The organism is Kitasatospora sp. NPDC057223 (assembly GCF_042669755.1).
Taxonomy (GTDB): domain Bacteria; phylum Actinomycetota; class Actinomycetes; order Streptomycetales; family Streptomycetaceae; genus Kitasatospora.
In genome coordinates, this window is sequence record NZ_JBHUWW010000017.1 from 57,514 (window position 1) to 80,142 (window position 22,629).

Consider the following 22,629-nt stretch of genomic DNA (forward strand, 5'->3'; position numbering starts at 1 on the left):
CTACCGGCTGCCCACGACTCGCCGGGCGTCATCGCGTTCCCTGGACCGGTGACGGCGCTTCGCGGACGTCTCGCAGACCCTGCGGCTGCGGCTGCGGGCGGGCGGCATGCGGCCTGTACGGGTGAACGGGTCTCCCGTGCAGGTGGTGCAGGTGGTGCAGCCGACGTGGCCCTGTCGACGGGTCAGCCGGGACGGCTGTGCGGCAGGGCGGCGGAGCGTTCCCGGCCGACGAACAGGCAGCCGGCCGGCCGGAGTCGGGCGGGCTCGACCAGGTTGGCTTTCGATCAAGGGGGTGGGCGGGCATGGTGCGGACGGGAAATGGTTCGTCCTGGTGGAGGAGAGCTACGAGGACCGTGAGGAACGGCGCTGGGAGCTGTGCCTGCAGCAGGAGGCCGGAACCTTCGAGCAGGCGCAGGCGGCGGCCGAGGACATCGCTCGGACCCACCTCCCCGGAAACAGTTCGGCGTACCCCCGGTGGAGCGGGGACCACGGGCGGCGCATCTACCGTCCTCCGATACTTCAGGTCGGAAACAGGCTTGCGGGCGGCGAAGCGGTCCTTGGCGGAACCAGGTCGATGCGGGCCGACGGTTCGGCTCGACGCGAGGGTGCGTCGATGGTTCCGGTCAGCGGCGGCCGGTGGCCAGGATGACGAGGAACTGGCCGCCGCCCGCCTCGATGTCGGCGGTCACCGGCAGTCCCGGTACCAGCCGGGAGAACCGGTCCACCAGCCAGTCCGCCGCCGCCTGGGCGTCCTGCCTGGTCGGGCAGCGGCCCACCATCTCGCGGCCGCCCTTGCGCTCCAGCCGCCCGGCAACGGTGATCAGCGGCGCGGGTTCGATCACGTACAGGCGGTCCGGCCAGGCGATGACGACCTTGACCGCGCCCTTGCGGGTGTTGCACCCGCGGTGCGCGAGCCGCTCGGTGACCTTGGCCTTCCGGTCGGCCGTCCGGCTGTCGACACTGGGCCCCCGCTGGTCGTTCACCGACTTGTCGGGGTCGACCGGCTCGTCACAGACCCAGCACCGCCAGCCGTCACGCTCGGCCACATCATTAAGGAGACTCACCCGAGAAAAGTACCCTGCCCGGCCGCCGCCCCGGACCACCAGGGCCTCGGCGAAGTCCCGACACCGGCCAACACCCAGGTCACTGCTCGGCCGACTCCACGATCACCAGCGCGCCATGGCTCCCGGGGCGGACCGCGTGCGTGGTGCCCGCCGGCACCATGTACAACTCGCCCGCCCGTACCGACACCGACGTGCCGTTCACGTCCAGCTCCAGTCGGCCGTCGAGCACGATCAGTGCCTCGTCGGCGTCGTGGCTCTCCTGCTCGACCGACAGCTCGTCCATGCGCAGGACCTTCACACAGGTCTCCCCCACCTGGCCCAGCCTGCGTGAACTCCACGCCTGCGGCAGGCCGGCGGCGGTCGCCACCAGATCGACAACACTCACGGCACACCCCTCCCAACGGGCCCGTTCGGACGAGCGGACCACCCCTCGCCCCGGGACCAACGGATGCCTCGGAAACTACCCGACCCGGAGCACGAAGCGGTCGACCGTTTGGCAAAGACTTCCGCCCGTCGGCTCAAGGGCGCCACCGCAGGAGCCGGCTCAGCCACGCGTCCCGTCACGGCCCGGGAGGTACCTGCCCTGGCCGTTGACGGGAACCGAGCAGCGGCCGGCCTTCGACGCTCGAACGGGCGGCCCCGGCTCCATGACGCTGCCTCAGAAGTTCCGAAACCGAGCCGAATTGCTCCTGTGCCCGGTGTGGCTGCCGGCACAGCGCTAGCGTTCATCCCATGATCGTATGGCTCAACGGTACTCACGGCGCAGGCAAGACGACGACCAGTGCACTCGTACAGCCGCTGATCCCGGATTCACGGGTGTTCGACGCCGAGAAGGTCGGCGAGACACTCATGGACATCACCCCGGGGCTGCCCGGGACGGACAACTTCCAGCACTGGCCGCCGTGGCGGCAGCTGGTGGTCGAGACCGCCCACCGCGTACTCGACTACACCGGCGGCGTCCTGGTGATGCCCATGACCGTCCTGGTCGAGCAGTACTGGCGCGAGATCAGCGCGGGCCTGACCCGACATGCTATTCCGGTGCGGCACTTCGTCCTCCACGCCGACCAGGAAACCCTCCGCAGGCGCGTCGAGGGGGACACGCTTCTCGGCCCCTCGACCTTCCGCCTCAAGTACCTTGAGCCCTACGCCGAGGCGGCCCGTACGTGGCTGCACGACGAGGCCGAGGTCGTCGACACCACGCACCTCACACCGGCCCAGGCCGCCCTGCAGATCGCAGAAGCCGTCAGGCGTTGAGGTCAGCCCAGTAACACACCAGGTGCCCCTTGACTCCCGCCGCAGCAGAAGCGCACGCTGAGAATACAAGGTACACATCGGACATATACGTACATCAGCCCACCGCCGTCGGCGGCGGAAGCCGGACCCGACGGCGCCCGAAAGAGGCCGCTATGTCCACTGCCCGCTACGACATCCTGCGTGTCCGCATCACCGCCAAGGACGCGGAAACCCTGCGCACCCTGCTGCGCGAAGCCCGTCCCGACGTCGGCGGCCGCCCCTCCCTCGGCGAGGACGGCCGCTGCAGTATCGACGCCTACGTCCCCTCCGACCAGGTCCCGGCGCTCCGACGTGAGGGCGTGCACCTGGAGGAGGTCGAGAACGCCTCCGCGGCCGGGCGCCGCGCCCAGGCCGATGTCGGCCAGGGCGACAGGTTCGCCCCTGACGACGCCTACCCCCGCGGACTGGCCGAAAAGGTGAAGGACTGACCCGCCATGTCGTATCTCAACGTCACCGAGGTCGAGTCCGCCGTGCTCAGCCTCTCCACCGCGTTCCCCTCCCTCACCCGGCTCATCGAGCTGCCCGAACGCTCCGTCGAGGGCCGCCGCAGCCATGCCCTGGCCATCGGCGCGGAATCCGTCGCCCCCAAGGACAGCGTCGTGCTGACCGGAGGGCTGCACGCCCGCGAATGGGGGAGCTGCGAGATCCTCGTCCACCTCGCCGCCGACCTGTTGGAGGCCTACCAGGGCCACACCGGCCTCGCCTACGGCGGCGCCGCGTTCACCGGCGACCAGGTGCAGCGCCTTCTCAACGAGCTGGACCTCATCGTCTTCCCGCTCGTCAATCCCGACGGCCGACGCTACAGCCAAACCGTCGAACCGATGTGGCGCAAGAACCGCAACCCGGCCGAGGCCGACGGCGACCCGGCCCGGATCGGCGTCGACATCAACCGCAACTTCGACTTCCTCTTCGACTTCACCACCGCCTTCGCGCCGACCGCCGGCCCCCGGGTGTCGACCGATCCGCTGGACGAGGTCTACCAAGGCCCGCGGCCGTTCTCCGAACCGGAGACCCGCAACGTCGTCCAGCTGCTCGAAGCGTTTCCCCGGACGCGGTGGTACGTCGATGTGCACAGCCACTCCGAGGACATGCTGTTCGTCTGGGGCGACGACGAGAACCAGTCCGTCGAACCCGACATGAACTTCCGCAACCCGGCCTTCGACGGCCGGCGCGGCCTGGCCGGCGACCTCGCCTACGCGGAGTTCATCGAGAAGGTCGACGCCGACAGCGCCGCCCTGCTGGCCGAGCAGTTCTGCCAGGGGCTGCACAGGGTGCGCGGCCGCACGTACACGCCGATGTCCGCGTTCCACCTCTACCCGACCAGTGGGACCAGCGACGACTACGCGTTCTCACGCCACCTCGTCGACCCGGACAAGGAGAAGATCCTCGCCTTCACCGTCGAGTGGGGCAAGAGCTTCCACCCGCCGTGGAACGAGATGGAACGGATCATCCTCGATGTCGACGCCGGTCTCGTGCAGTTCTGCCTGGCGGCGATCTGAGCACCACCTGCTGAGGCGCCCGCCGTGTCGGGCGTCCTCCCCTCCATCTGCCGACCGTGGGCGTGCACAGCACAACGGCCACTGGCGCCCGGCCCGGAACAACCCCGGCCCCTCCGGTCCGGCCGGTAGCGCCGGAAATCGCCGCCCACGGACCGGACTGGCCGGTACCAACGACGCGATCCGTTTCTGCACCGGATCGCTGATCACCCATCGGATGGACACATCTCCGGTCAGGAGGCCGTCTCGGCCGGCGGGGTGTGGTGAGCCACGATGAGGTGAGCCATCCTGTGCAGCCGATGCCAGATGTGCGGACTGTCGTCCCCCGTGAGCTCGGGCAGGACCTTCTCAAGCTGGCCGAGGACGAGCCTGACGGTCCCCATACCCCGCTCGTGGAGGGCACCGCCGTTGGCGACCCACGTGTACGTGCAGCCCTCCAGTCTGGTGTCGAGCGACACCAGATCGACGCCCGCCACCTCAAGGACGTTCAACCGCTCGGGCCACGGCTCGTTCTGATGCTCCTTCCGCAAGTTCGCCACCACGGCCACCAGGTCATCAGCAGCATCCATGCCCGACATCCTCGCGGGGCCGCCACCGCAACGGAAGGGCGAGCCCACCCTCCACCGCCCGAACAGGGTCGGCCCCACTTCTTGAACGAGGCCCGCACCGGGAACACGGCCCAGTGCTCGCGACGCTACCTGGGCGGGACGGGAGCAAGGCCCGTGAAAGACTTTCGGTCATGGCTTCCCGGCCGCTCGGGGCGGGAGCACAACGGGAGGACGAGACGTGGCACTCTTCGGCAACGCGCACAAGGTGGACCCCGCAGCGGCTCAGCAGGAGTTCGCCAAGCTGTTCGGGACCGGCGAGCAGGTGCACGCGGCGTACCAGCTGATCCGCGACACGTTCATGTTCACCGACCGCCGGCTGATCCTGATCGACAAGCAGGGCATAACCGGCAAGAAGACCGAGTACCACTCGATCCCCTACAAGAGCATCACGCACTTCGCGGTCGAGACGGCCGGCAACTTCGACCTCGACGCCGAGCTGAAGATCTGGCTGTCCGGCAACCCGCTGCCGATCCAGAAGACCTTCACCAAGGGCGTCGACATCTACGAGGTGCAGGCCCTCCTGACCCAGTACGTGGTCGTCAGGTAGCCGGACGGCCTCGCCCGGGCGCGCCCGGGCGAGGCCGTTGCCAACGGTCGTGGTGGTACCGACGGCGCGGAGCACGCGGACGGCGAGGCGGCGCACAGCACCGGCGACGCCTCCTTGCGGTGCGCCGGTCGGGCGGTGGCGACGCTGGGGCGGTCACGGTGGGCGCCCCGGCGTGGGCGTGCCGGGGCGCCCGGGTTCGGGGCTGGGCGGGGCGGGTTGTTCCGCCGGTGGGTCAGCTGTCCAGGCGGCGCTTGCTGAGCCAGGCGACCATCTCGGGGTCGTGGTGGTCGAAGAACAGCGTCCTACCGGTGTCGAGGGCGGTGACGGCGGCCAGTTGGCCGTCGGTGAGTTCGAAGTCGAAGACGTCGAAGTTCTGCGCCATCCGGCCGGGGTTGACGGACTTGGGGATGGTGACGATCTCGCGCTGGATCAGCCAGCGGAGCACGACCTGGGCCACGGACTTGCCGTGCGCGTCGCCGATGCCGGCGAGGACGGGGTTGGTGAACAGGTCGTTCTTGCCTTCGGCGAAGCCGCCCCACGACTGGTGCTGGACACCGTGCTCGCGCATCAGGGCGTGGTCGGGGTCGCGCTGGAAGAAGGGGTGGGTCTCGATCTGGTTGACCTGCGGGGTGATCTCGTTGTTGATGATCAGGTCCAGGAGGCGGTCGGGGTAGAAGTTGGCGACGCCGATCGCCCGGGCCAGGCCCTCGCGGTTGGCGGCCTCCATCGCGCGCCACTGGCCGTACACGTCGCCGAAGGGCTGGTGCATCAGGTAGAGGTCGACGTGGTCGAGGCCGAGCCTGGCCAGGGAGGCCTCCAGGGCGCGGCGGGTGTTGTCCTGGGCGGGTGCGTCCTGGACCCAGAGCTTGGTGGTGACGAACAGCTCCTCGCGGGGGATGCCGCTGTTCTTGATGGCGTGGCCGACGGCTTCCTCGTTGCCGTAGGCGGCGGCGGTGTCCAGGAGCCGGTAGCCGGCGGCGAGGGCGTCGGTGACGGCCTGCTCGGTCCCGTCGGCGGGGATCTGGTAGACGCCGAAGCCGAGGACCGGCATCCGGACGCCGTTGTTCAGGGTGAGGTGCTGCACGGGGAATCTCCTGGAAGTACGGGTGGCCGGCGGAGGGCGCCGGTTCAGTCGGTGGGTCCGGTGGCCGTGGCCCGGTCGAGGTCGGGGTCGGGGTCGGGTCACTGCCGGACGTCGGCAAGGAGGACGTCGGCACGGAGGACGTCTGCGGTGAGGTCGGCGGGCTTCGGGGTGCGAGTGCGGAGGACGTCCGGTCGTCAGCGCTCCATCATCCGCATGCCGGCCTCGTTGTGGGTGTCGCCGGCGGCCGGGGGCAGGCTGCTGAGGCGGGCGAGCTGGTCGTCGGTGAGGCGGACCGCGTCGGCGCCGGTGTTCTCCTCGACCCGGGCCACACGCCGGGTGCCGGGGATGGGGGCGATGAAGTCGCCCTGGGCGAGCAGCCAGGCCAGCGCCACCTGCGCCGGGGTGGCGCCGGTCTCGGCCGCGACGGCGGCGACCCGGTCGGCCAGACGCAGGTTGTGCTCGAAGTTCTCGCCGGTGAACCGCGGGTTGTCGGCGCGGAAGTCGCCGGGGTCGAACTGCCCGGTGGAGCGGATCGCGCCGGTCAGGAAGCCGCGCCCGAGCGGGGAGAACGGCACGAAGCCGATGTTCAGCTCCCGCAGCAGGGGCAGCACCCGGGCCTCGGGGTCACGGGTGAACAGCGAGTACTCGGACTGCACCGCGGTGACCGGGTGGACGGCGTGGGCGCGGCGGATGGTGTCCGGACCGGCCTCGGAGAGGCCGATGTGGCCGATCTTGCCCTCGGCGACCAGTTCGGCCAGGGTCCCGACGGTCTCCTCGATCGGCGTGCCGGGGTCGACGCGGTGCTGGTAGTAGAGGTCGATGCGGTCGGTGCCCAGGCGCTTGAGCGAGCCCTCGACGGCGGCGCGGACGTTGGCCGGACTGCTGTCGGTGCCGCCCTCGCGGCCGGTGTGGGAGATCAGGCCGAACTTGGTGGCGAGTACCACCTGGTCCCGGCGGCCCTTGAGTGCGCGGCCCACCAGCTCCTCGTTGACGTAGGGGCCGTAGACCTCGGCGGTGTCGATGAAGGTGACGCCCAGTTCCAGGGCGCGGTGGACGGTGCGGATCGACTCGGCGTCGTCGGTGCCGGCGCCGGTGTAGCCGTGGGACATGCCCATGGCTCCCAGGCCGATCCGGGAGACGTCCAGGTCACGCAGCTCGATGTGCTTCACAGTGTTCCCTTCGTTCGATGGTCCGCGCCGGGCGTGCGGCCAGGCCGGCCGGGGCGGGGGGCTGATGGTCATGGAGTGACGGATGGTCAGAGGGTGATGAGGGCTTTCAGTGTGCGGCGGTCGGCCATCGCCCGGTAGGCGTCCGGGGTCTGCTCCAGGGGGAAGGTCCGGTCGAAGACGCGGCCGGGCCGGATGCGGCCCTCCAGGACGTCGGGGAGGATCGCGTCGATGTAGTGGCGTGCCGGGTCCACGCCGCCGGTCAGCGTGATGTTCCGCATGATCATGTCCATCCCGATCGGGCCGTCGCTGTAGGAGGGGACGCCGACCCGGCTGATCACCCCGCCGTCGCGCACCGCGCCGAAGGAGGTGGTCAGGGTCTGCATCGAGCCGACGCACTCCAGGACGGCGTCCGCGCCGCGACCGCCGGTGAGCTTGCGCACCTGTTCGGCGCCCTCGTCGCCGGAGGCGAGGACGACGTCGGTGGCACCGAACTCCACCCCGAGGTCGGTGCGGTCACGGTGGCGGCCCAGCAGCACGACCTGCTCGGCCCCGAGGCGCTTGGCCGCGAGGACGGCGCACAGCCCGACCGCGCCGTCGCCGACCACCGCGACGCTGGTGCCGGGCCGGACCCGGGCGGTGGCGGCGGCGTGGTGGCCGGTGCAGAACACGTCGGTGAGGGTGAGCAGCGAGGGCAGCAGCGCCTCGTCCACCGGGACGGGGAGCCTGACGAGGGTGCCGTCGGCCTGCGGGACGCGCACGGCCTCGCCCTGGCCGCCGTCCACGCCGTCGAACCCGTACCGGCCACCGTCGGGGCAGGAGGTCTGCAGGCCCTGCCGGCACCACCAGCAGGTGTTGTCGGCGTAGGTGAACGGGGACAGCACCAGGTCCCCGCGCCTGAGGCCGGCCACCTCGGAGCCGACGTCCTCGACGGTGCCGAGGAATTCGTGGCCCATCTGCCGGCCCGGGCCGCCGTCCGGGGCCGATCGGTAGGGGTGCAGGTCGCTGCCGCAGACCGCGGCGCGCAGTACCCGCACGACGGCGTCGGTCGGGTGCTCGATCCGCGGGTCGGGCACGTCCTCGACGCGGACGTCCCCGGCTCCGTACAGCATGGTCGCTCGCATGGGTTCACTCTCCTGGGTTCGGTCGGCACCGCCGGGCAGGGCGGAGCGTGTCGTGGGTGGACGGATCGGTTCTGCCCGGGACGGCGCACTGCGGCCATCGCAGGAACCCTCGGGCGGACGGATCGGACCTGCCCTCCAGCCAACCGCGCCCCGGCTCCCGGCGGGGCCGCGAAGCAGACCCTGACGAGGTCCCCCACGCCCGTGCCCCGCGAGGTGCCCGGTCGTAGGGTCGGGAGCATGGACCGACGCAGCGAGATCCGCGACTTCCTCACCACCCGCCGCGCCCGCATCACCCCCGAGCAGGCCGGCCTCACCGTCTCTCCGCTCTCCGGCGCCCGCCGCGTCCCCGGCCTGCGCCGGGAGGAGGTCGCCCGGCTCGCCGGCGTCAGCGTCCCGTACTACACCCGCCTGGAGCGCGGCGACGCCCGTGGCGCCACCGATGCCGTCCTCGACGCCATCGCCCGCGCCCTCCTGCTGGACGACGCCGAACGCGGCCACCTCTTCGACCTCGTCCGCGCCGCCCATGCCACCGCCGGCCAGGCACGTGCCCCGCACCGGCCCGCCCGGCGCACCCTGCGCCCGGAGCTGTGGAACATGCTGGAGGCCATGAGCGGCGTCCCCGCCTACATCCGCAACGGCCGCCTGGACCTCCTGGCCGGCAACGGCCTGGCCCGCGCGCTGTTCGCCCCGGTCTTCGACAGCCCCGCCCGGCCCGTCAACGCCGCCCGGTTCACCTTCCTCGACCCCGCCGCGCCCGCCTTCTACCCGGACTGGGACGCCGTCGCCGACCAGAACGTCGCCACCCTGCGCGCCGAGGTCGGAAGCAACCCCTACGACAAGGCCCTGTCCGACCTGATCGGTGAGCTCTCCACCCGCGGCGACACCTTCCGCGAACGCTGGGCCCGGCACGAGGTCCGCCGCCACCGGGCGGGCGCGAAGCGCATCCGCCACCCGCTGGTCGGCGACCTGACAATCAACTACGAGACGATGGAACTCGCCGCGGACGAAGGCCTGTTCCTCATCATCGGGGGCGCCGCCCCCGGCAGCCGCGATGCCGACGCACTCGGACTGCTCGCCAGCTGGAACGCCACCGGCACCGCGCGGCAGGCGCCGGCGCCTTGATCCCGCCCGCCCCGGATCACTGGCGCCCGGGCCGTGCCGCCCGCGCGTCCGGTGTGCCCGGTCGCCGGCCCGCCTCGCTCTCGCGGATGGCTGCCCAGGTGGCGGGCAGGTGCAGGCCCTCCTCGCCGGGGGTGCAGGGTTCGGCGGTGTGGACGGTGAGGGTGAGTCCGGGTTCGGCCGCCATGTCGAACCCTTCGTAGGCGAGGGCGAGAGCGAGGTCGCCGACCGCCTGGTGGTGGAAGCGTGTGGTGCCGGTGCCGTGGAGGCGGACGCTGTGGGCGCCCCGGCGGGTACGGAACCCGTCGCTGCGGGTGGGGAAGCTCGCCGCCGAGGTGAAGCCCGCCGGCCAGGGTGCGGTGGTGGAGCGCACCGCGCCCGGCGACCCGCCCCGGCACGTGGGCCTCGGCGGCACCACCGTCGTGGCAGGATACGGACCGTCAGCTCCGTGTCCGGGTCCGGGTCGGGCTCCGTTTCCGGGTCCGGGAGTACCCCACCGGTCGGGCGCAGCCACGGATGGCCGGCGGTGGGCGCAGTGACGAGTGTCCCGACCCGGCCGGTCCTGCCACCGTTGTCGACAGCACAGGAGGAGCAAGTGCCTCAGCTACTGAGGGTGCAGAACTTCAATGTCTCGAGTGATGGGATCGGTGCCGGTAACGACCAGACCCTTGAGAGGCCGTTCGGTCATGTCGATCCCGGGAAGCTGTTCGCCTGGGCCGGCGCCACGGCGAGCTGGCCCATGCGCACCGATCCCGGGGGGAGCCGGGGCCTGGACGACTACCTGACGCGGGACTACGACCGCAACATCGGCGCCGAGATCATGGGCCGCAACAAGTTCGGGCCCCAGCGCGGGCCCTGGCAGGACCACGAGTGGCAGGGCTGGTGGGGCGACGAGCCCCCGTTCCGCACCCCGGTGTTCGTTCTGACCCACCACAAGCGGCCTTCGATCACGCTGTCGGACACCACGTTCCACTTCGTCGACGGCGACCCCGCCTCCGTCCTGGAACTGGCCCGGGAGGCGGCGCAGGGCAAGGACGTCCGGCTCGGCGGCGGGGCCAGCACCATCCGCCAGTTTCTCGACGCCGACCTAGTCGACACCCTGCACGTGGCGGTCTCGCCGGTGAAGTTCGGGTCCGGGGTGCGACTCTGGGAGTCCCCCGACGAGCTGCTCGACCGGTTCCACCTGGACGTGGTGCCCAGTCCGAGCGGGGTGACGCACCACCTCTTCTGGCGCAAGTGACCGGCCCTCGGGGCCGCCCCCGGAGGTGTGCTGCTTCCGGGAGACCGCGGCGATAACGCATGGTGCCGGAGTCCGCGGTGGGGCAGGGTGCCGGGTGATGAGTGACGACGACGTTCTGACCTTTGCCCGCTTCGATTCGGTCGAAGGCCTGCTGCAGCGGGGCCGCGGTCTGGGCGCCGAGCGGGCGCTGCGGGATCCCGGGGTGGCCGCGCCCTTCGTCCACCCCGGGATCCGGCGGGACTGGCGGAGGGGCTGATCCCGCTCGTCCCCTCGCTCGGCACCCCGGACGGCCGCCGGCCCCCTCCGCGACTCATCCGGGCCGTCGACCGGCTCGGCACCCTGGCCGTACCGGCCGCACCACCCCTGTCGCGGATGCCTCACAGCGGTAGTGCGGTGGGGTCGCGTCAGCCGATCTGTTCGGCCAGGGCGACGATGATGCCCGCCGGGCCGCGGAGGTAGCAGAGCCGGAAGATGCTCTCGTACTGCGCCACCTCGCCGAGGAGTTCGGCGCCGTGGGCGCGCAGGCGGGCGACGGTGTCGTCGATGTCGTCGACGGCGAACATCACGCGATGCAGGCCCAGCGTGTTGGGCGGAGGATTCCGCGGCCCGGCGTCGGACAGTGCGGGGGTGTGGTACTTGGTCAGCTCCAGCTTGCTGTGGCCGTCCGGGGTCCGCATCATCGCGATGTCGCTCCGGACGCCGTCGAGTCCGACCGTGCGGTCCGCGAAGAGGCCTTCGATCTGCGCCCCGCCCTCCAGCTCCAGGCCGAGCTCGGTGAAGAAGGCGACCGCCGCGTCCAGGTCGTCGACGACGACGGCGACGTTGTCCATCCGCTGAACAGTCATGTCTCCGATCCTAACCACTCGACGCGCGGTGGCGCGGGATCGCCGTGACGTGACGACGGCGCAGAAATCGCCTGGCCGACGACGTCCGGTCTGCTAGCCTTCCGGAGGCCGTGCGAGAGAACGAGGAGGTGGTACCCGTGAACGCAGTATCGACATGGGTGCTCCCCTCCTCCGGGGTCACGGTCGGGCGATAGGTCGTCCGGGAGCGCCTTTCCAGTGCACTCCCGAAAGGCACGACCATGCAGTTCACCTCCGAGCAGCGCCTCGACGACGGCGTCCTCGAACGCGAATTCACCCTCGGCGAGATCCCCGGCATCCTGTGGACGCCCGCATCCGCCTCCGCACCGACCCCGCTGATCCTGATCGGCCACCCCCCGCTCGGCCTGCGCAGGATGTACCCCCGGCTGGCGGGGCGGGCCCGGTACTACGCGGCGGAGCACGGCTTCGCCGCAGCCACCATCGAGCTCCCCGGGGCCGGCGACCGGCCCCGCTGGGCCGCCCTCGATCAGGCCCGCGCCGACCTGCGCCGGGCCATGGAGGCCGGCGAGCCGGTCGGCGACGAGATCATCCAGGCCCTCGTCCTCCCGCTCGTCGAGAAGTCCGTCCCGGAGTGGCAGGGCGCCCTGGACACCCTCCTGTCGCTGCCCGGGATCGGCGGCCCGGTCGGCTACGAGGGAGGAATCATCTCCATCGGCATCCGGCTGGCGGTGGTCGAGCCGCGCATCGTGGCGGCCGGCTTCTTCTCCGGCAGTCTCGTGCCCGCCGCCATGTTCGAGGAGGCCCGCCGGATCACCATTCCCCTGCAGGTCCTGCTGCAGTGGGACGACGAAGGGAACGACCGGCAGGCGGCCCTGGACCTGTTCGACGCCTTCGGCAGCAAGGAGAAGACGCTGCACGCCAACATGGGCGGGCACACCGGCGTCCCGCAGTTCGAGCTCGCTCCCGGGGCCGCGTTCTTCGCCCGGCATCTGCGCTGACCACGGGTCGCCGCCAGACGGTAGGTGACGCTGCGGAGCAGACGGCGGGGCCCTGCGGGAGGATGTCCGCAGGGCCCCGCTGTGCGGCACCGTCAGGCCCGCCGCTGCGGGCGGACGGCCGGTTGACGGTCCGGCGCAGCCGGGTGGGTCACGCCGGCGGAGTCGCCTCCTGCGGTGCGCGGAAAGTAGTTTGTCTCCGTTCCGCACCCCGCCCTGTACGCCGCCCTGTACGCCGCCCGCGAGGAGTTCTCATGTTCGAAGAACGTCCGGGGTCCCTCCCCGGAGCGTGGATCGTGCCGTCGAGCGCCGCACGGACCGCCGGGCTGCGGACGGCTCAGCAGCCCGTGGGCGTGACGGAGCGGGCGAAGGACGTTGCCGACGGCCTCCGGCAGGCGTCCGAGGCCGCAGGGGCCACCAGGATCGTCGGCATCGACGGCACCGGTGGATCAGGCAGGACGACGTTGGCTGCCGCGGTAGCCGGACACCTCGACGGCTCCGTCGTCGTCCACGGCGACGACTTCTACCGCCCGATGCCCGACCACGAGCGCGAGCAGCTCGACGCGGAACAGGGCTACCACCGCTACTTCGACTGGGAGCGTCTCCGGGACCAACTCCTGGCCCCGCTGCGGGACGGCCGAGATGCCCGGTACCAGCTCTACGACTGGACCACCGGACAGCTCGGGGCCTGGTGCGAGATCGCCTCCGGGACCGTGGTGATCGTCGAAGGGGTCTACGCCGCCCGGCCGGAGCTGGCCCCCTACTACCCCACTTCACCGCCTACGTCGACACCCCGCGCGATGTCTGCCTGCAGCGCGTGCGAAGCCGTGGCGAGAACCCCGAGGAGTGGATCGAACGGTGGCGCGCCGCCGAGGACTTCTACCTGGACAGCACGCGGCCCTGGGCCAGGGCCGGGCTCCTCGTCAAGGGCTGCTGAGAGCAGGAGGAGCGTGTCCCCGGCTCACCGAGCCCCGTCCGGCCCGGACGACCTCACCCGGACACGGCGCCGACCACCTTTCTACCGCTGCCGCTACCGACGGGGATGCCCTCCGGGGAGGCGGCAGGCGGGCGGAACACCAGTGACCGCGTGGTGAGGTCGCCCAACAGGACTCCCCCGTTGTGCGTCTGCACCGCGTGCAGGGAGGCGAGCCCGGTGCGGATGGCGTGCGTCCATTCGGCGTCGGAGCGTGCCGACACCTCGAAGCGGGAGGTGTGTTCCCGGACCCGGGCAAGCAGGTCCGCGTCCACCGGCGCGCCCGGACGCCGGCCGGCCGCGCGCGCGTGGCGGAAGACCGCCCGGGCGACCGCCTCCTCGGCGAGGACGGCCTGAGCACCGTCCTCGAATTCGTACAGCCACGGGGCCGAGCGCCGCCTCAGGCCGACGAGCTCCCGCAGGACGGGCGACCAGCCGAGGCACACGGCGTGGGCCAGGTGCAGGGCGTCGTGCCAGCGGGCGCCGGCCACCTCCTCGCCGCCTTCCGGGTCGTCACTCTCGTCGTGGTCGATCCAGCCGCCGTCGGTGAGTGGATCACCGGCCGGGAACCCGTTGATCGTCATCCGCACCGTCTCGCCCTGCGGACAGGTCTCGGAACTCAGTGTCATCTCCAGGCGTCGCGGGATCCGCTCGCCGGCCGGGAGCCAGTCGTCGAAGTAGTCATTCATGGAACGTCACCACCGTGAAGTCGCGGCCGGGACGACCGTCCGGGATCGGATGTGCTGGGGGCGGGCTCGGTTCGGGGCTGGGGCGGGGGCGGGTCACCAGGTGACGAGCAGTTCGTCGATGCTGTAGAGGGTGAGTTCGGTGCTGAAGGGGATCTGTTCCAGCGGCAGGACCAGCTTCAGGTCCGGGATGCGGCGGAACAGGGTCTCGTACGCGATGCCCATCTCGGCGCGGGAGAGGTCGGCCCCGATGCACTTGTGCGGGCCGTGTCCGAACCCGAGGTGGCGTCCGGCGTGGCGGGTGATGTCGAAGGTGTCGGGTTCGGGGAAGGCGTCGGCGTCCCGGTTCGCGGAGTCGAGCTGGATCAGGACCCCCTCGCCCGTCCGGATCGGCTGGCCGCCGAGGGTGAGGTCCTCCAGTGCGCTGCGCTGGCGGCCGTTGACCGAGACCGTCGCGTAGCGCAGCGTCTCCTCGACCGTGGAGGCGAGCAGCTCGGGGCTCGGATCGGCCTTCAGCAGGGCGAGTTGCTCCGGGTGGAGGAGGAGCGCGAGTACGCCGAACTCCATCATGTACGAGCTGGGCCCCCACCCCGCGAAGAAGAGCACCTGGATGGTGGAGACCGCCTTGGCGCGGGTCAGCCCGTCGGTGGCCGCGTAGGTGGCGAGCAGCCGGCTCACCATGTCGTCGCCCGGCTCGCGCATCCGGAGGTCCACCAGGTGCTCGAAGTAGTCGTTCAGCTCCTGGAACGCCTGACCGCCGGTCTCCTTGGACACCCGGCGTGAGCCGATCCTGCGGCTGCCGGTCTGGAGCAGGGGCCGGTCGGCCATCGGTACGCCGAGCAGTTCGCCGATGGTGTGGGTGGCGACCGGGAGCGCGAGCGATTCGTACAGGTCGCACGGCTTGGTGCCGGCCAGCATGCCGTCGATCGCCTCGTCCACGATCCGCTGGATGGCCGGGCGGGCCTCGCGGGCCTTGCGGGCGGTGAACTCCTTGACCAGGACGCGACGTTCGATCAGGTGCTCCGGGCCGTCGACGAAGGCGAACGGCAGGTCGATCTCCTGGCGGGCCGCCGAGGTCGGCTGGGTGTGCGGGAATCCCGGGGTGCGCGGGTCCGCACTGAGCCTGCTGTCGGAGAGCGCGGCCCGGGCGTCGTCGTGGCGGGTGACGAGCCAGGGCTCGCTGCCGTCCCAGGCCCGGACCCGGACCAGCCCGCCCGCCTCCCGTAGCGGCCGGTAGGCCGGGGGCGGGTCCATCGGGCAGCGGGCATCACGCTGGAGGGAGTAGTCGGCGAGTGCGGTGGACTGGTCGGTCATGGTGTGTCCTTAAGGGATCAGAGGATCAGAGGGGTCAGTAGGGGTCAGGGGGTCGATGGGGTCAGGGGGCGCTGCAGCAGTTCGGACAGACGGGCGGCCGGGCGCAGCGCGACGGAGTCCAGCAGCGCGAGGTACCCGGTGATGAGGTCGTCGGCTTCGGCGGGGGCCACCACGCGGGTGTCGTGCTCAACCCGGACACTGCTCCGTCCGGGGTGTTCGGAGATCCGCAGGGTCAGGTCGAACCTGGAGGCGTCGGACGGCAGGTCGAGTTCGCTGACCCGGCATCCCGGCAGGGCGAGCGAGCCGGTGCTGCCGGCCGGGTGGTGGGCGAGGGTCGGCAGGGTCTGCCCGCCGTTCGACTGCGACTCCTGCTGCTGCCAGGGGAGTTCCTCCCAGGGCAGGTCCTTGTGGGCGAAGGCCCGTCGTGCGGCGGTGGCCAGCCGGTGGGCCAGCTCGGTGAAGGGCGGGTCGCCGGTGAGGTCGACGCGCAGCGGGAGGGTGCCGACCAGGAAGCCGAGCAGGTGCTCGGTCTCCGGGAGGTCGCGGTGGGCCACCGGTGTACCGATGACCAGCTCCTCCCGGCCGGCCCGTCGGCCGATCACAGCGCCGAAGGCGGCAGCGAGGACCGCGAACAGGGAGACTCCCTCGCGCCCGGCGAGGGCGCGCAGGGCTTCCTCGGTGCCGGTGTCCAGGGGGCGGGTGACGATGCGGCCGGGTCGGGCCCCTGCGGTGTCGGCGGCCGGCGGGCCGAGGCCCGGGGTTGCCCCGTCGAGTTCCAGCTGCCACCAGTGGCGCAGCTCGCGCAGGCGGGTCCCGGTCAGCTGCCCGTGCTGCCAGTGCGCCCAGTCGGCGTACTGCAGCGGGAGTTCGGGCAGCTGCGGTTCGGTTCCGGTGAGCGCGGCCGTGTAGTGGGCGGCGAGTTCGCGCAGCAGGACGTTCCAGGACCAGCCGTCCGCCACGAGCAGGTGGACGGCGAGTACCAGCAGCACCTGGTCGGGCCCGGTGCGGAGCATCCCGCTCCGGGCTAGCGGCCCGCGTTCGGCGTTGAACGGCTGTTCGGCGAACTCCCTTGCACAGGCGAGCGGTTCAGCGGAGCTGTGGCAGACCAGCGGGGTGAGTGGGAGCGCACCGGCAGGCAGTACGAGTTGGACGGGTTCGCCGGTCGCGGAGAGCGGGAAGACGGTGCGCAGCGGCTCGTGCCGCTCGACCAGGCGGTCCAGCGCCTGTTGGAGGGCGTCGGTGTCCGGCCGGCCGTCGATCCGGAAGCACCGGGCGGTGCTCTGGAGGGCGCCGGTCGGGTCGAGGGTGTGCAGGAGCCAGAGCCTGCGTTGCAGGTGCGAGAGCGGGAAGGGCGTGCCGTTGTCCGGGGCCGCCGTGCTTGTGGTGTTCAACGCTGGGCCTGGGCGGCGGCGTCGGGGATCCTGCGGGGCAGCCTGCGCAGGGGCTCGGCGAGTGCGGGTGGCGCAGCGGCGGTGTGCAGGGCGGCGGAGAGCCGCGCGACGGTCGGGTGGGCCAGGACGGTCGCCAGGTCGATGTCCCGGTCCAGTGCCCGGCCGGCCTTGGCGGCGTACCGCATCGCCAGCAGTGAGTGGCCGCCGAGCTGGAAGAAGTCGTCGTCGGCACCGACCTCGGGCAGCTCCAGGAGTTCGGCCAGGACGCGGGCCAGTACCTCGGCGGCGGGCCCGTGGTCGGCCGGACGGCCCGAGGCGGTGACCGTGGGCGGCGGCGGTACGGGGAGTCGGGAGCGGTCCAGCTTTCCGGTGGCGCCCAGCGGCCAGCTCTCCACGATCAGGATGGCCTCGGGCACCAGGTGCCCCGGGAGCAGTGCGGCCAGGGCGGCCCGCAGGGCGGCCGGCTCCAGGGTGCTGCCGGGCTCGGGTTGGGCGTAGCCCACGAGCCGGGCCTCCGCTCCCCCAGCGCGGTGCGCGACCACCGCGGCCTCGCGGACGCCCGCCAGGGCGGCCAGCGCCGCCCGTGCCTCCTCCGGCTCGATCCGGAACCCGCGGATCTTCACCTGGTGGTCGAGGCGGCCGAGGAACCGCAGGTTGCCGTCCGCGAGCCACTGGCCGCGGTCCCCCGTGCGGTAGAGGCGGGCCCCGGGTTCGGTGGAGTACGGGTCCGGCACGAAGCGCTCGGCCGTCTCGGCGGGCCGCCCGAGGTAGCCGCGGGCGACCCCGGGGCCGCCGACACAGATCTCGCCGACGAAGCCGTCGGGGACGAGGTTCAGCCGCTCGTCCAGCAGGACGGTGTGGGAGTTGGAGACCGGTCGTCCGATCGGCACCTCGGAGCCGGTCAGCTCGGCCGCGCCTGCATCGAACGCCGTTGCGTAGACGGTCACTTCGGTGGGTCCGTACGAGTTGAACAGGCGGCGCGTACCGAGGTCGAGCGCGGCCTGTACGGCGTCCGGGGGTGCGATGTCGCCGCCGACGACGAGTGCCTGGAGCCGGGCGAGGGCCTCGGGCGCCGTCTCCACCATGACCCGCAGCAGCGGGGTGACCAGGGTGACGTGGCTGATGCGGTGGCGGACGATGCGCCGGGCGATCTCCTGCGGGCCCGCCGCGGCCGGGAGCAGGTGGAGGGCGGCGCCGTTCAGCAGGGCGGACCAGACCTCCATGGTGAAGACGTCGAAGACCGTCGCGTTGGTGGCCAGCACGCTCTGGCCGGGGCCCGGGGCGGCCATGTCGGACGAGCGGAGGCGGGCGACCAGCGACCGGTGCTCGATCTGGACTCCCTTGGGGCGCCCGGTGGATCCGGAGGTGTAGATGACGTGGGCGAGATCGCGGGGGCTGCCGGGCGCCGGCGCCCCGGGCGGGCCTACGTACGACGGGTCCGGACGCGGCGTCAGGATCCGCCAGGGGCCGGCCGGCAGCCGGGTGGCTCCGTCCGGGTCGGCCAGCACGGTGCGGGCGCCGCTGTCGTCGAGCAGCGCGGCCAGGCGGGCGGGCGGATGGGTGGGATCGAGGTTGAGGGAGCCGGCCCCGGCCATCAGGGTGGCGAGCATCGCCACCACGAGCCTGGTGGAGCGGGGCAGGTGGAGCGCCACCACGTCACCCGGGCCGACGCCGGACTCGCCGAGTACGGCGGCCAGTTCGGTCGCCCGGAGCCAGAGCTGACGATATGTCAGTGTCTCGTCGTCAGCGGACACCGCCGGCGCCTGCGGGGTCCGGGCGACCCACTGGGCGACCACCTCGGGCACCCGGTCGGCCGACGGCTCGTCCTGGCGCCCGAGGGCCCGCCGCAGCAGGCGCTCGCGCTGTTCGTCCGACACCAGCGGGAGTTCCGAGAGCACCGTCCGCGGGTCGCGCACCACCGCCCGCAGGATCTCCTGGTAGGCACGCATGAGCCCGGTGACGAACCCCCGGTCCAGCTGGTCGGAGTCGAACTCCCAGGAGACGGTGATGCCGTCCAGTGCGGCGGCCGGGCTCGGCGCCACCGGCCCGTCCGAGGCGGGCACCCGCAGGACGTTGCCCGGGCCGCGGCCGATGCACCCGGCGGCGCTGTGGCGCGGAAAGGCGATGAGGTTCAGGTCGAACTTGGCCGAGCCGGTGCCCAGTCCCTCGATGACGTCGAGCGAGAACGGGGCCGCGCTGAGCCGCCCCGGCATGGCGTCATGGAAGCTGAAGGCAGCCTGCACCAGCGGGTTCACACCGGGAACGTGCTCGGCCTGGCTCTGGGCGAGGACGTCCTCGAAGGGCAGGTCCTGGTGGTCCAGGGCGGCGTGGACGGTGTGCCCGACCCGGTCCAGCAGCGCGGCGAAGGTGGGGTCGTCCGCCATCCTGCCGCGCAGCACCACGGTGTTGACGAACATGCCCATCAGGTCCTCGGTGTTCTGCCAGCGGCGGTTCGCCACTCCGGAGCCGACCAGGACGTCCTCGGCGCCCGTGCTGCGGGCCAGCAGGGCGAAGAACGCGGCCAGCAGCACGGCGTACAGGGAGTGGCCGTGGCGCCGCCCGAGGGCCTCCAGGGCGCGGGCCAGTTCCGCGTCGATCTCGACGCGCGGCGCGGCCCCCACGAACCGCCGGCCGGCTGCGGCCGCGCGCCGGGGCAGCGGCAGCATGGTCGAGGCACCGGCCAGCTCCCCCCGCCAGAAGGCGCGTTGGCGCTGTGCCTCCGGACCCTCGGACCATTCGCGCTGCCAGCGCGCGTGGTCGTAGTACTGGATCTCCAGCTCGGGCCGGCGGATCTCGCCGTACCGCTGGTGGTCCAGGCAGCCCTCCACCAGCTCGCGCAGGAAGACGTTGAACGACCAGCCGTCGTGCACCAGATGGTGCTCCGCGTGGACCAGGACGTGCTCCTGCGCGCGCAGCCGGACCAGCAGCCAGCGCACCAGCGGCTCGCCGTCCAGGGCGAAGGGCCGGACGACGAAGTCCTCGACGGCCTCGCCGAGCAACTTACCTTGCACGGAGGCCGGTTGCTCGCTCAGGTCGAGCAGCGGCAGCTTCACCGGCCAGGGCGGCTCGACCGTGCAGCGCAGCCGGCCGCCGTCGTTGTGGAAGCGGCTGCGCAGCACCTCGTGGCGGCGCACCAGGTCGGTGAGCACGGCGGACAGCGTGTCCGGGTCCAGCGGGCCGCCGATCCGCAGCGCCGCCTGGGCGTGGTAGGCGAGCGAGTCGGGGCGCAGCTCCTGCATGAGCCAGATCCGCTCCTGTGCGTAGGACGGCACCCGCCGGGGGCCGTCCGGCCGCCCGCGCACCGGCCCCGGCACGGCCGGGGGCCGCGGCCCGCCGCTCCCGGCCACCGCCAGCTCGGCCAGCGTGGCGCCGGACAGGAGGGCGGCGAGCGGCAGCCGGCGGCCGAGTGCGGCCTCGGCGCGCGCCGCGAAGCGGGTGGCCAGCAGCGAGTTGCCGCCGAGCGCCAGGAAGCTGTCGTCCCGGCCGACCCGGGCGAGTCCGAACAGGTCGGCGGCGAGCGAGACGAGCGCCTCCTCGGCCGGTGTGCGGGCAGCCCGGTAGTCGGCGGCCGCGTGCGGGTCCGGGAGCCGGGAGCGGTCCACCTTGCCGCTCGCGGTCAGCGGCCAGGCGTCGAGCACCATGACGGTGCCGGGGAGCAGGTGGGCCGGGAGGCGACGGGCGAGCTCGGCGCGCAGCCCGTCGCCGGTCGGCCGGTGGCCCGGCTCGGCGACCGCGTACCCGACGAGGTTGCGGTCGCCCTGGCCGGCTGCCCCGGTGGCCACCGCGACGGCGTCGCGCACCCCGGGGAGGGCCGCCAGCGCGTTCTGGATGTCGTCCAGCCGGATCCGGACGCCCCGGATCTTCAGCTCGTTGTCGCGGCGGCCCAGGAACTCGGTGCCACCGCCGGGCAGCAGCCGCCCGAGGTCGCCGGTGCGGTAGAGGCGGGCGCCGGGGACGTCGCTGAACGGGTCCGGGACGAAGGCCTCGGCGGTCGGGCCAGGTCGGCCGAGGTAGCCGCGCCCCACGCCCGCTCCGCCGATACAGAGCTCGCCCACCTCCCCTACGGGCACCGGCCGCAGGTCGTCGTCCAGGACGACCACCCGGACGCCCCCTACCGGACGCCCCACCGGGACCCGTTCGGCGCGGGAGTCGGCGTCGCCCTGGTGCAGGGTGGCGCAGACGGTGGTCTCGGACGGGCCGTAGCCGTTGAAGAAGCGGTGGCGGGTGCTCCAGAGCCGGGCGGTCTCGGGGAGGCAGACGTCGCCGACGCTCAGCACGACGTCCAGGTCGTCGAACTGCTCGGTGCCCAGGGTCCGCAGGACGGCGGCCGGGAGCACCGCATGGGTGACGCGCCGTCGCCGCAGGGCGGCGGCGAGCGGCTCGCCCGAGGTCTCCGTATCGGTGATCGCCTCCAGCCGGCCGCCGTGCGCCAGCGCCAGCAGCAGGTCGAAGACCGCGCCGTCGAAGGTGGGGTGGGAGAACTGCAGGACCCGGGAGCCCGGCCCCAGGGCGGGCAGGGTCTCGGCCTGGACCCGGACCAGGTTGGCCACGCCCCGGTGTTCCAGCATCACCAGTTTCGGCTCCCCGGTCGAGCCCGAGGTGGCGATCAGGTACGCGAGGTCGCCGGGGGCGGCTCCCTCCGGCTCGACCGGGCTCGCCGCGCCCGTCCCCGCCACACCGTCCCGGTCCGGTTCCGATTCCGACTCCGGCCAGGCGAGGTGCGCCACTCCCGGCAGCGCCGACTCCGCCGAGGCCGCGACCGAAACCCGGACCCCGGCCGCACGGGCGGCCTGTTCGCGCCAGGCGAGCGGGTCGCCCGGCTTGAGCGGAAGGAACGCACCGCCGGCCCGCCAGACCGCGAGGACGGCCTCGGCGAAGGCGGGCCCGCGCTCCAGGGTCACCGCGACAACGTCGCCCCGGCGCACTCCGGCCGTGCGGAGCCTGCCCGCCAGGCGCTCGCTGCTTATTCGCAGTTGACGGTACGTCCACGTCCTGTGCCCGTCGCCGAGCGCGATCCGGTCGCCGTCCGCCCGGGCGATGCGGTCGATCACCTCGCCGGCCGGGACCCATGCTTCGACGCGCGCGGGCGCCGACGCCGGCCGGTGCTCGGCCGGCCGATCCGCCGTCTTCTCGACGGGGTCGAGCCCGGCCACGGCCCAGGACGTCTCCAGCCGCAGTGCGGGCAGCAGCCGCTCGTACTCGGCTCCGGTGGGCAGATCTGGTCCGTTCATGACTCTCCCTTGGCAGGTGACACCGATGTCCTGAGGTCCTGGCCGGACCGGCCGAGCCCGCTGCGCGCGGGGCCGCGAAGTGCGGGGCCGCGAAGTGCGCAGCCGTCCCGGCGCGTTACCCCCACGTCCACGCCTACCGGCGGGCGCTGAGCGGACGCAGGTCGGTCCAGACCTGGTCGATGTGGCGCAGGCACTCCGCCTTCGAGCCGTTCGGCCCGGTGCTTCGCCAGCCGTTCGGCAGCGGCCTGCCCTTCGGCCAGATCGAGTACTGCTCCTCGCCGTTGCACACGACGAGGTACTGGGTCTCGCTCGGCTGGGACGAGCTGTCCATGCGGGTTTCTCCTGTCTGGCGGACACGTGCGCACGACGTACGCGGAGTCGGGCCCGGCCCCGTCGAGGGCCTCGTCGGCGACCTCCGCCAGCCTGCTCGCCGGCCCAGGCGGTTGCATCCTTGAGAACCCCTAAACGCACCCC

The 22,629-nt window shown here is 72.5% G+C and carries 21 protein-coding genes and 1 pseudogene; 8 read left to right on the forward strand and 14 right to left on the reverse strand.

The annotated features are described in order from the left end of the window. Window positions 1–623: 623 nt before the first annotated feature. Entirely contained in the window at window positions 624–1,064 is a 441-nt protein-coding gene (locus ACFUK0_RS09675; protein WP_380247975.1) for a hypothetical protein, read from the reverse strand. A 79-nt stretch (window positions 1,065–1,143) separates the two neighbouring features. Continuing rightward, window positions 1,144–1,449: a cupin domain-containing protein gene (locus ACFUK0_RS09680; RefSeq protein ID WP_380247977.1), complete on the reverse strand. Its 306-nt coding sequence runs from the start codon at window positions 1,447–1,449 to the stop codon at window positions 1,144–1,146. Window positions 1,450–1,796: 347 nt separating this feature from the next. Here ACFUK0_RS09680 and ACFUK0_RS09685 point away from each other — a divergent pair, with 347 nt between their 5' ends. From ACFUK0_RS09685 to ACFUK0_RS09695, 3 genes are all read left to right on the forward strand, one after another. Beyond that, a complete protein-coding gene (locus ACFUK0_RS09685; protein WP_380247979.1) occupies window positions 1,797–2,318 on the forward strand; it encodes an ATP-binding protein in 522 nt (173 codons plus the stop codon). 152 nt (window positions 2,319–2,470) lie between these two features. Then, window positions 2,471–2,785, forward strand: a complete 315-nt coding sequence (locus ACFUK0_RS09690; protein ID WP_380247981.1) for a hypothetical protein — start codon at window positions 2,471–2,473, stop codon at window positions 2,783–2,785. 6 nt (window positions 2,786–2,791) lie between these two features. Further along, window positions 2,792–3,856, forward strand: a complete 1,065-nt coding sequence (locus tag ACFUK0_RS09695) for a M14 family metallopeptidase (RefSeq protein ID WP_380247983.1) — start codon at window positions 2,792–2,794, stop codon at window positions 3,854–3,856. A 230-nt stretch (window positions 3,857–4,086) separates the two neighbouring features. Here the strand turns inward: ACFUK0_RS09695 and ACFUK0_RS09700 are convergent, their stop codons facing one another. Continuing rightward, on the reverse strand, window positions 4,087–4,422 hold the full coding sequence (locus ACFUK0_RS09700; protein WP_380247985.1) for a hypothetical protein: 336 nt from the start codon (window positions 4,420–4,422) through the stop codon (window positions 4,087–4,089). A gap of 217 nt (window positions 4,423–4,639) precedes the next feature. Between ACFUK0_RS09700 and ACFUK0_RS09705 the strand changes: the two genes are divergently transcribed. Continuing rightward, window positions 4,640–5,008 carry a PH domain-containing protein gene (locus ACFUK0_RS09705; RefSeq protein WP_380247987.1) on the forward strand — a complete coding sequence of 123 codons (369 nt, stop codon included), beginning with the start codon at window positions 4,640–4,642 and terminating at the stop codon, window positions 5,006–5,008. Between the two features lie 232 nt (window positions 5,009–5,240). Here ACFUK0_RS09705 and ACFUK0_RS09710 read toward each other — a convergent pair whose 3' ends face one another. The 3 genes from ACFUK0_RS09710 to ACFUK0_RS09720 all read right to left on the reverse strand — a co-directional run bounded on the left by ACFUK0_RS09710 (window position 5,241) and on the right by ACFUK0_RS09720 (window position 8,382). Beyond that, entirely contained in the window at window positions 5,241–6,092 is an 852-nt protein-coding gene (locus ACFUK0_RS09710; protein WP_380247989.1) for an aldo/keto reductase, read from the reverse strand. Window positions 6,093–6,286: 194 nt separating this feature from the next. Continuing rightward, window positions 6,287–7,261, reverse strand: coding sequence for an aldo/keto reductase (locus ACFUK0_RS09715; protein WP_380247991.1), 975 nt, complete (start codon window positions 7,259–7,261; stop codon window positions 6,287–6,289). Between the two features lie 86 nt (window positions 7,262–7,347). Next, entirely contained in the window at window positions 7,348–8,382 is a 1,035-nt protein-coding gene (locus ACFUK0_RS09720) for a zinc-binding dehydrogenase (RefSeq protein WP_380247993.1), read from the reverse strand. A 237-nt stretch (window positions 8,383–8,619) separates the two neighbouring features. On the opposite strand from ACFUK0_RS09720, the gene ACFUK0_RS09725 reads away from it, so the two are divergent. Continuing rightward, window positions 8,620–9,504 (forward strand): helix-turn-helix domain-containing protein, encoded by an 885-nt coding sequence (locus tag ACFUK0_RS09725; protein WP_380247995.1) that lies wholly within the window; start codon window positions 8,620–8,622, stop codon window positions 9,502–9,504. A gap of 16 nt (window positions 9,505–9,520) precedes the next feature. On the opposite strand, the pseudogene ACFUK0_RS09730 reads toward ACFUK0_RS09725, so the two are convergent. Further along, window positions 9,521–9,817, reverse strand: a pseudogene (locus ACFUK0_RS09730) (transcriptional regulator); the annotation flags it as partial. Between the two features lie 279 nt (window positions 9,818–10,096). Here ACFUK0_RS09730 and ACFUK0_RS09735 point away from each other — a divergent pair. Beyond that, the gene (locus ACFUK0_RS09735; protein ID WP_380247997.1) at window positions 10,097–10,741 is read left to right on the forward strand and encodes a dihydrofolate reductase family protein; all 645 of its coding nucleotides are present in this window, start codon (window positions 10,097–10,099) and stop codon (window positions 10,739–10,741) included. A gap of 97 nt (window positions 10,742–10,838) precedes the next feature. Next, window positions 10,839–10,997 carry a hypothetical protein gene (locus ACFUK0_RS09740; protein ID WP_380247999.1) on the forward strand — a complete coding sequence of 53 codons (159 nt, stop codon included), beginning with the start codon at window positions 10,839–10,841 and terminating at the stop codon, window positions 10,995–10,997. Window positions 10,998–11,145: 148 nt separating this feature from the next. Here the strand turns inward: ACFUK0_RS09740 and ACFUK0_RS09745 are convergent, their stop codons facing one another. Further along, window positions 11,146–11,586, reverse strand: a complete 441-nt coding sequence (locus ACFUK0_RS09745; protein ID WP_380248001.1) for a VOC family protein — start codon at window positions 11,584–11,586, stop codon at window positions 11,146–11,148. Between the two features lie 239 nt (window positions 11,587–11,825). On the opposite strand from ACFUK0_RS09745, the gene ACFUK0_RS09750 reads away from it, so the two are divergent. After that, entirely contained in the window at window positions 11,826–12,563 is a 738-nt protein-coding gene (locus tag ACFUK0_RS09750; RefSeq protein WP_380248003.1) for an alpha/beta hydrolase, read from the forward strand. Between the two features lie 446 nt (window positions 12,564–13,009). Here ACFUK0_RS09750 and ACFUK0_RS09755 read toward each other — a convergent pair whose 3' ends face one another. The 6 genes from ACFUK0_RS09755 to ACFUK0_RS09780 form a co-directional block, all read right to left on the reverse strand. Further along, window positions 13,010–13,141: a hypothetical protein gene (locus ACFUK0_RS09755; RefSeq protein ID WP_380248005.1), complete on the reverse strand. Its 132-nt coding sequence runs from the start codon at window positions 13,139–13,141 to the stop codon at window positions 13,010–13,012. A 409-nt stretch (window positions 13,142–13,550) separates the two neighbouring features. Next, window positions 13,551–14,222, reverse strand: a complete 672-nt coding sequence (locus ACFUK0_RS09760) for a hypothetical protein (protein WP_380248007.1) — start codon at window positions 14,220–14,222, stop codon at window positions 13,551–13,553. Window positions 14,223–14,315: 93 nt separating this feature from the next. Further along, window positions 14,316–15,533: a cytochrome P450 gene (locus tag ACFUK0_RS09765; protein WP_380248009.1), complete on the reverse strand. Its 1,218-nt coding sequence runs from the start codon at window positions 15,531–15,533 to the stop codon at window positions 14,316–14,318. A 44-nt stretch (window positions 15,534–15,577) separates the two neighbouring features. Continuing rightward, window positions 15,578–16,924, reverse strand: a complete 1,347-nt coding sequence (locus ACFUK0_RS09770) for a condensation domain-containing protein (protein ID WP_380248011.1) — start codon at window positions 16,922–16,924, stop codon at window positions 15,578–15,580. Beyond that, window positions 16,921–22,155 (reverse strand): amino acid adenylation domain-containing protein, encoded by a 5,235-nt coding sequence (locus ACFUK0_RS09775; RefSeq protein WP_380248013.1) that lies wholly within the window; start codon window positions 22,153–22,155, stop codon window positions 16,921–16,923. The genes ACFUK0_RS09770 and ACFUK0_RS09775 overlap by 4 nt, the downstream gene beginning before the upstream one ends. 133 nt (window positions 22,156–22,288) lie before the next feature. After that, a complete protein-coding gene (locus ACFUK0_RS09780) occupies window positions 22,289–22,486 on the reverse strand; it encodes an MbtH family protein (RefSeq protein ID WP_380248015.1) in 198 nt (65 codons plus the stop codon). Window positions 22,487–22,629: the final 143 nt, after the last annotated feature.

Bases quoted from the DNA above. Each gene is read 5' to 3' on its own strand.
- ACFUK0_RS09700 (WP_380247985.1), bottom strand. From the start codon at position 4,422: ATGGATGCTGCTGATGACCTGGTGGCCGTGGTGGCGAACTTGCGGAAG.
- ACFUK0_RS09685 (WP_380247979.1), top strand. From the start codon at position 1,797: ATGATCGTATGGCTCAACGGTACTCACGGCGCAGGCAAGACGACGACC.
- ACFUK0_RS09745 (WP_380248001.1), bottom strand. From the start codon at position 11,586: ATGACTGTTCAGCGGATGGACAACGTCGCCGTCGTCGTCGACGACCTG.
- ACFUK0_RS09740 (WP_380247999.1), top strand. From the start codon at position 10,839: ATGAGTGACGACGACGTTCTGACCTTTGCCCGCTTCGATTCGGTCGAA.
- ACFUK0_RS09725 (WP_380247995.1), top strand. From the start codon at position 8,620: ATGGACCGACGCAGCGAGATCCGCGACTTCCTCACCACCCGCCGCGCC.
- ACFUK0_RS09765 (WP_380248009.1), bottom strand. From the start codon at position 15,533: ATGACCGACCAGTCCACCGCACTCGCCGACTACTCCCTCCAGCGTGAT.
- ACFUK0_RS09695 (WP_380247983.1), top strand. From the start codon at position 2,792: ATGTCGTATCTCAACGTCACCGAGGTCGAGTCCGCCGTGCTCAGCCTC.
- ACFUK0_RS09775 (WP_380248013.1), bottom strand. From the start codon at position 22,155: ATGAACGGACCAGATCTGCCCACCGGAGCCGAGTACGAGCGGCTGCTG.
- ACFUK0_RS09750 (WP_380248003.1), top strand. From the start codon at position 11,826: ATGCAGTTCACCTCCGAGCAGCGCCTCGACGACGGCGTCCTCGAACGC.
- ACFUK0_RS09690 (WP_380247981.1), top strand. From the start codon at position 2,471: ATGTCCACTGCCCGCTACGACATCCTGCGTGTCCGCATCACCGCCAAG.
- ACFUK0_RS09780 (WP_380248015.1), bottom strand. From the start codon at position 22,486: ATGGACAGCTCGTCCCAGCCGAGCGAGACCCAGTACCTCGTCGTGTGC.
- ACFUK0_RS09720 (WP_380247993.1), bottom strand. From the start codon at position 8,382: ATGCGAGCGACCATGCTGTACGGAGCCGGGGACGTCCGCGTCGAGGAC.
- ACFUK0_RS09760 (WP_380248007.1), bottom strand. From the start codon at position 14,222: ATGAATGACTACTTCGACGACTGGCTCCCGGCCGGCGAGCGGATCCCG.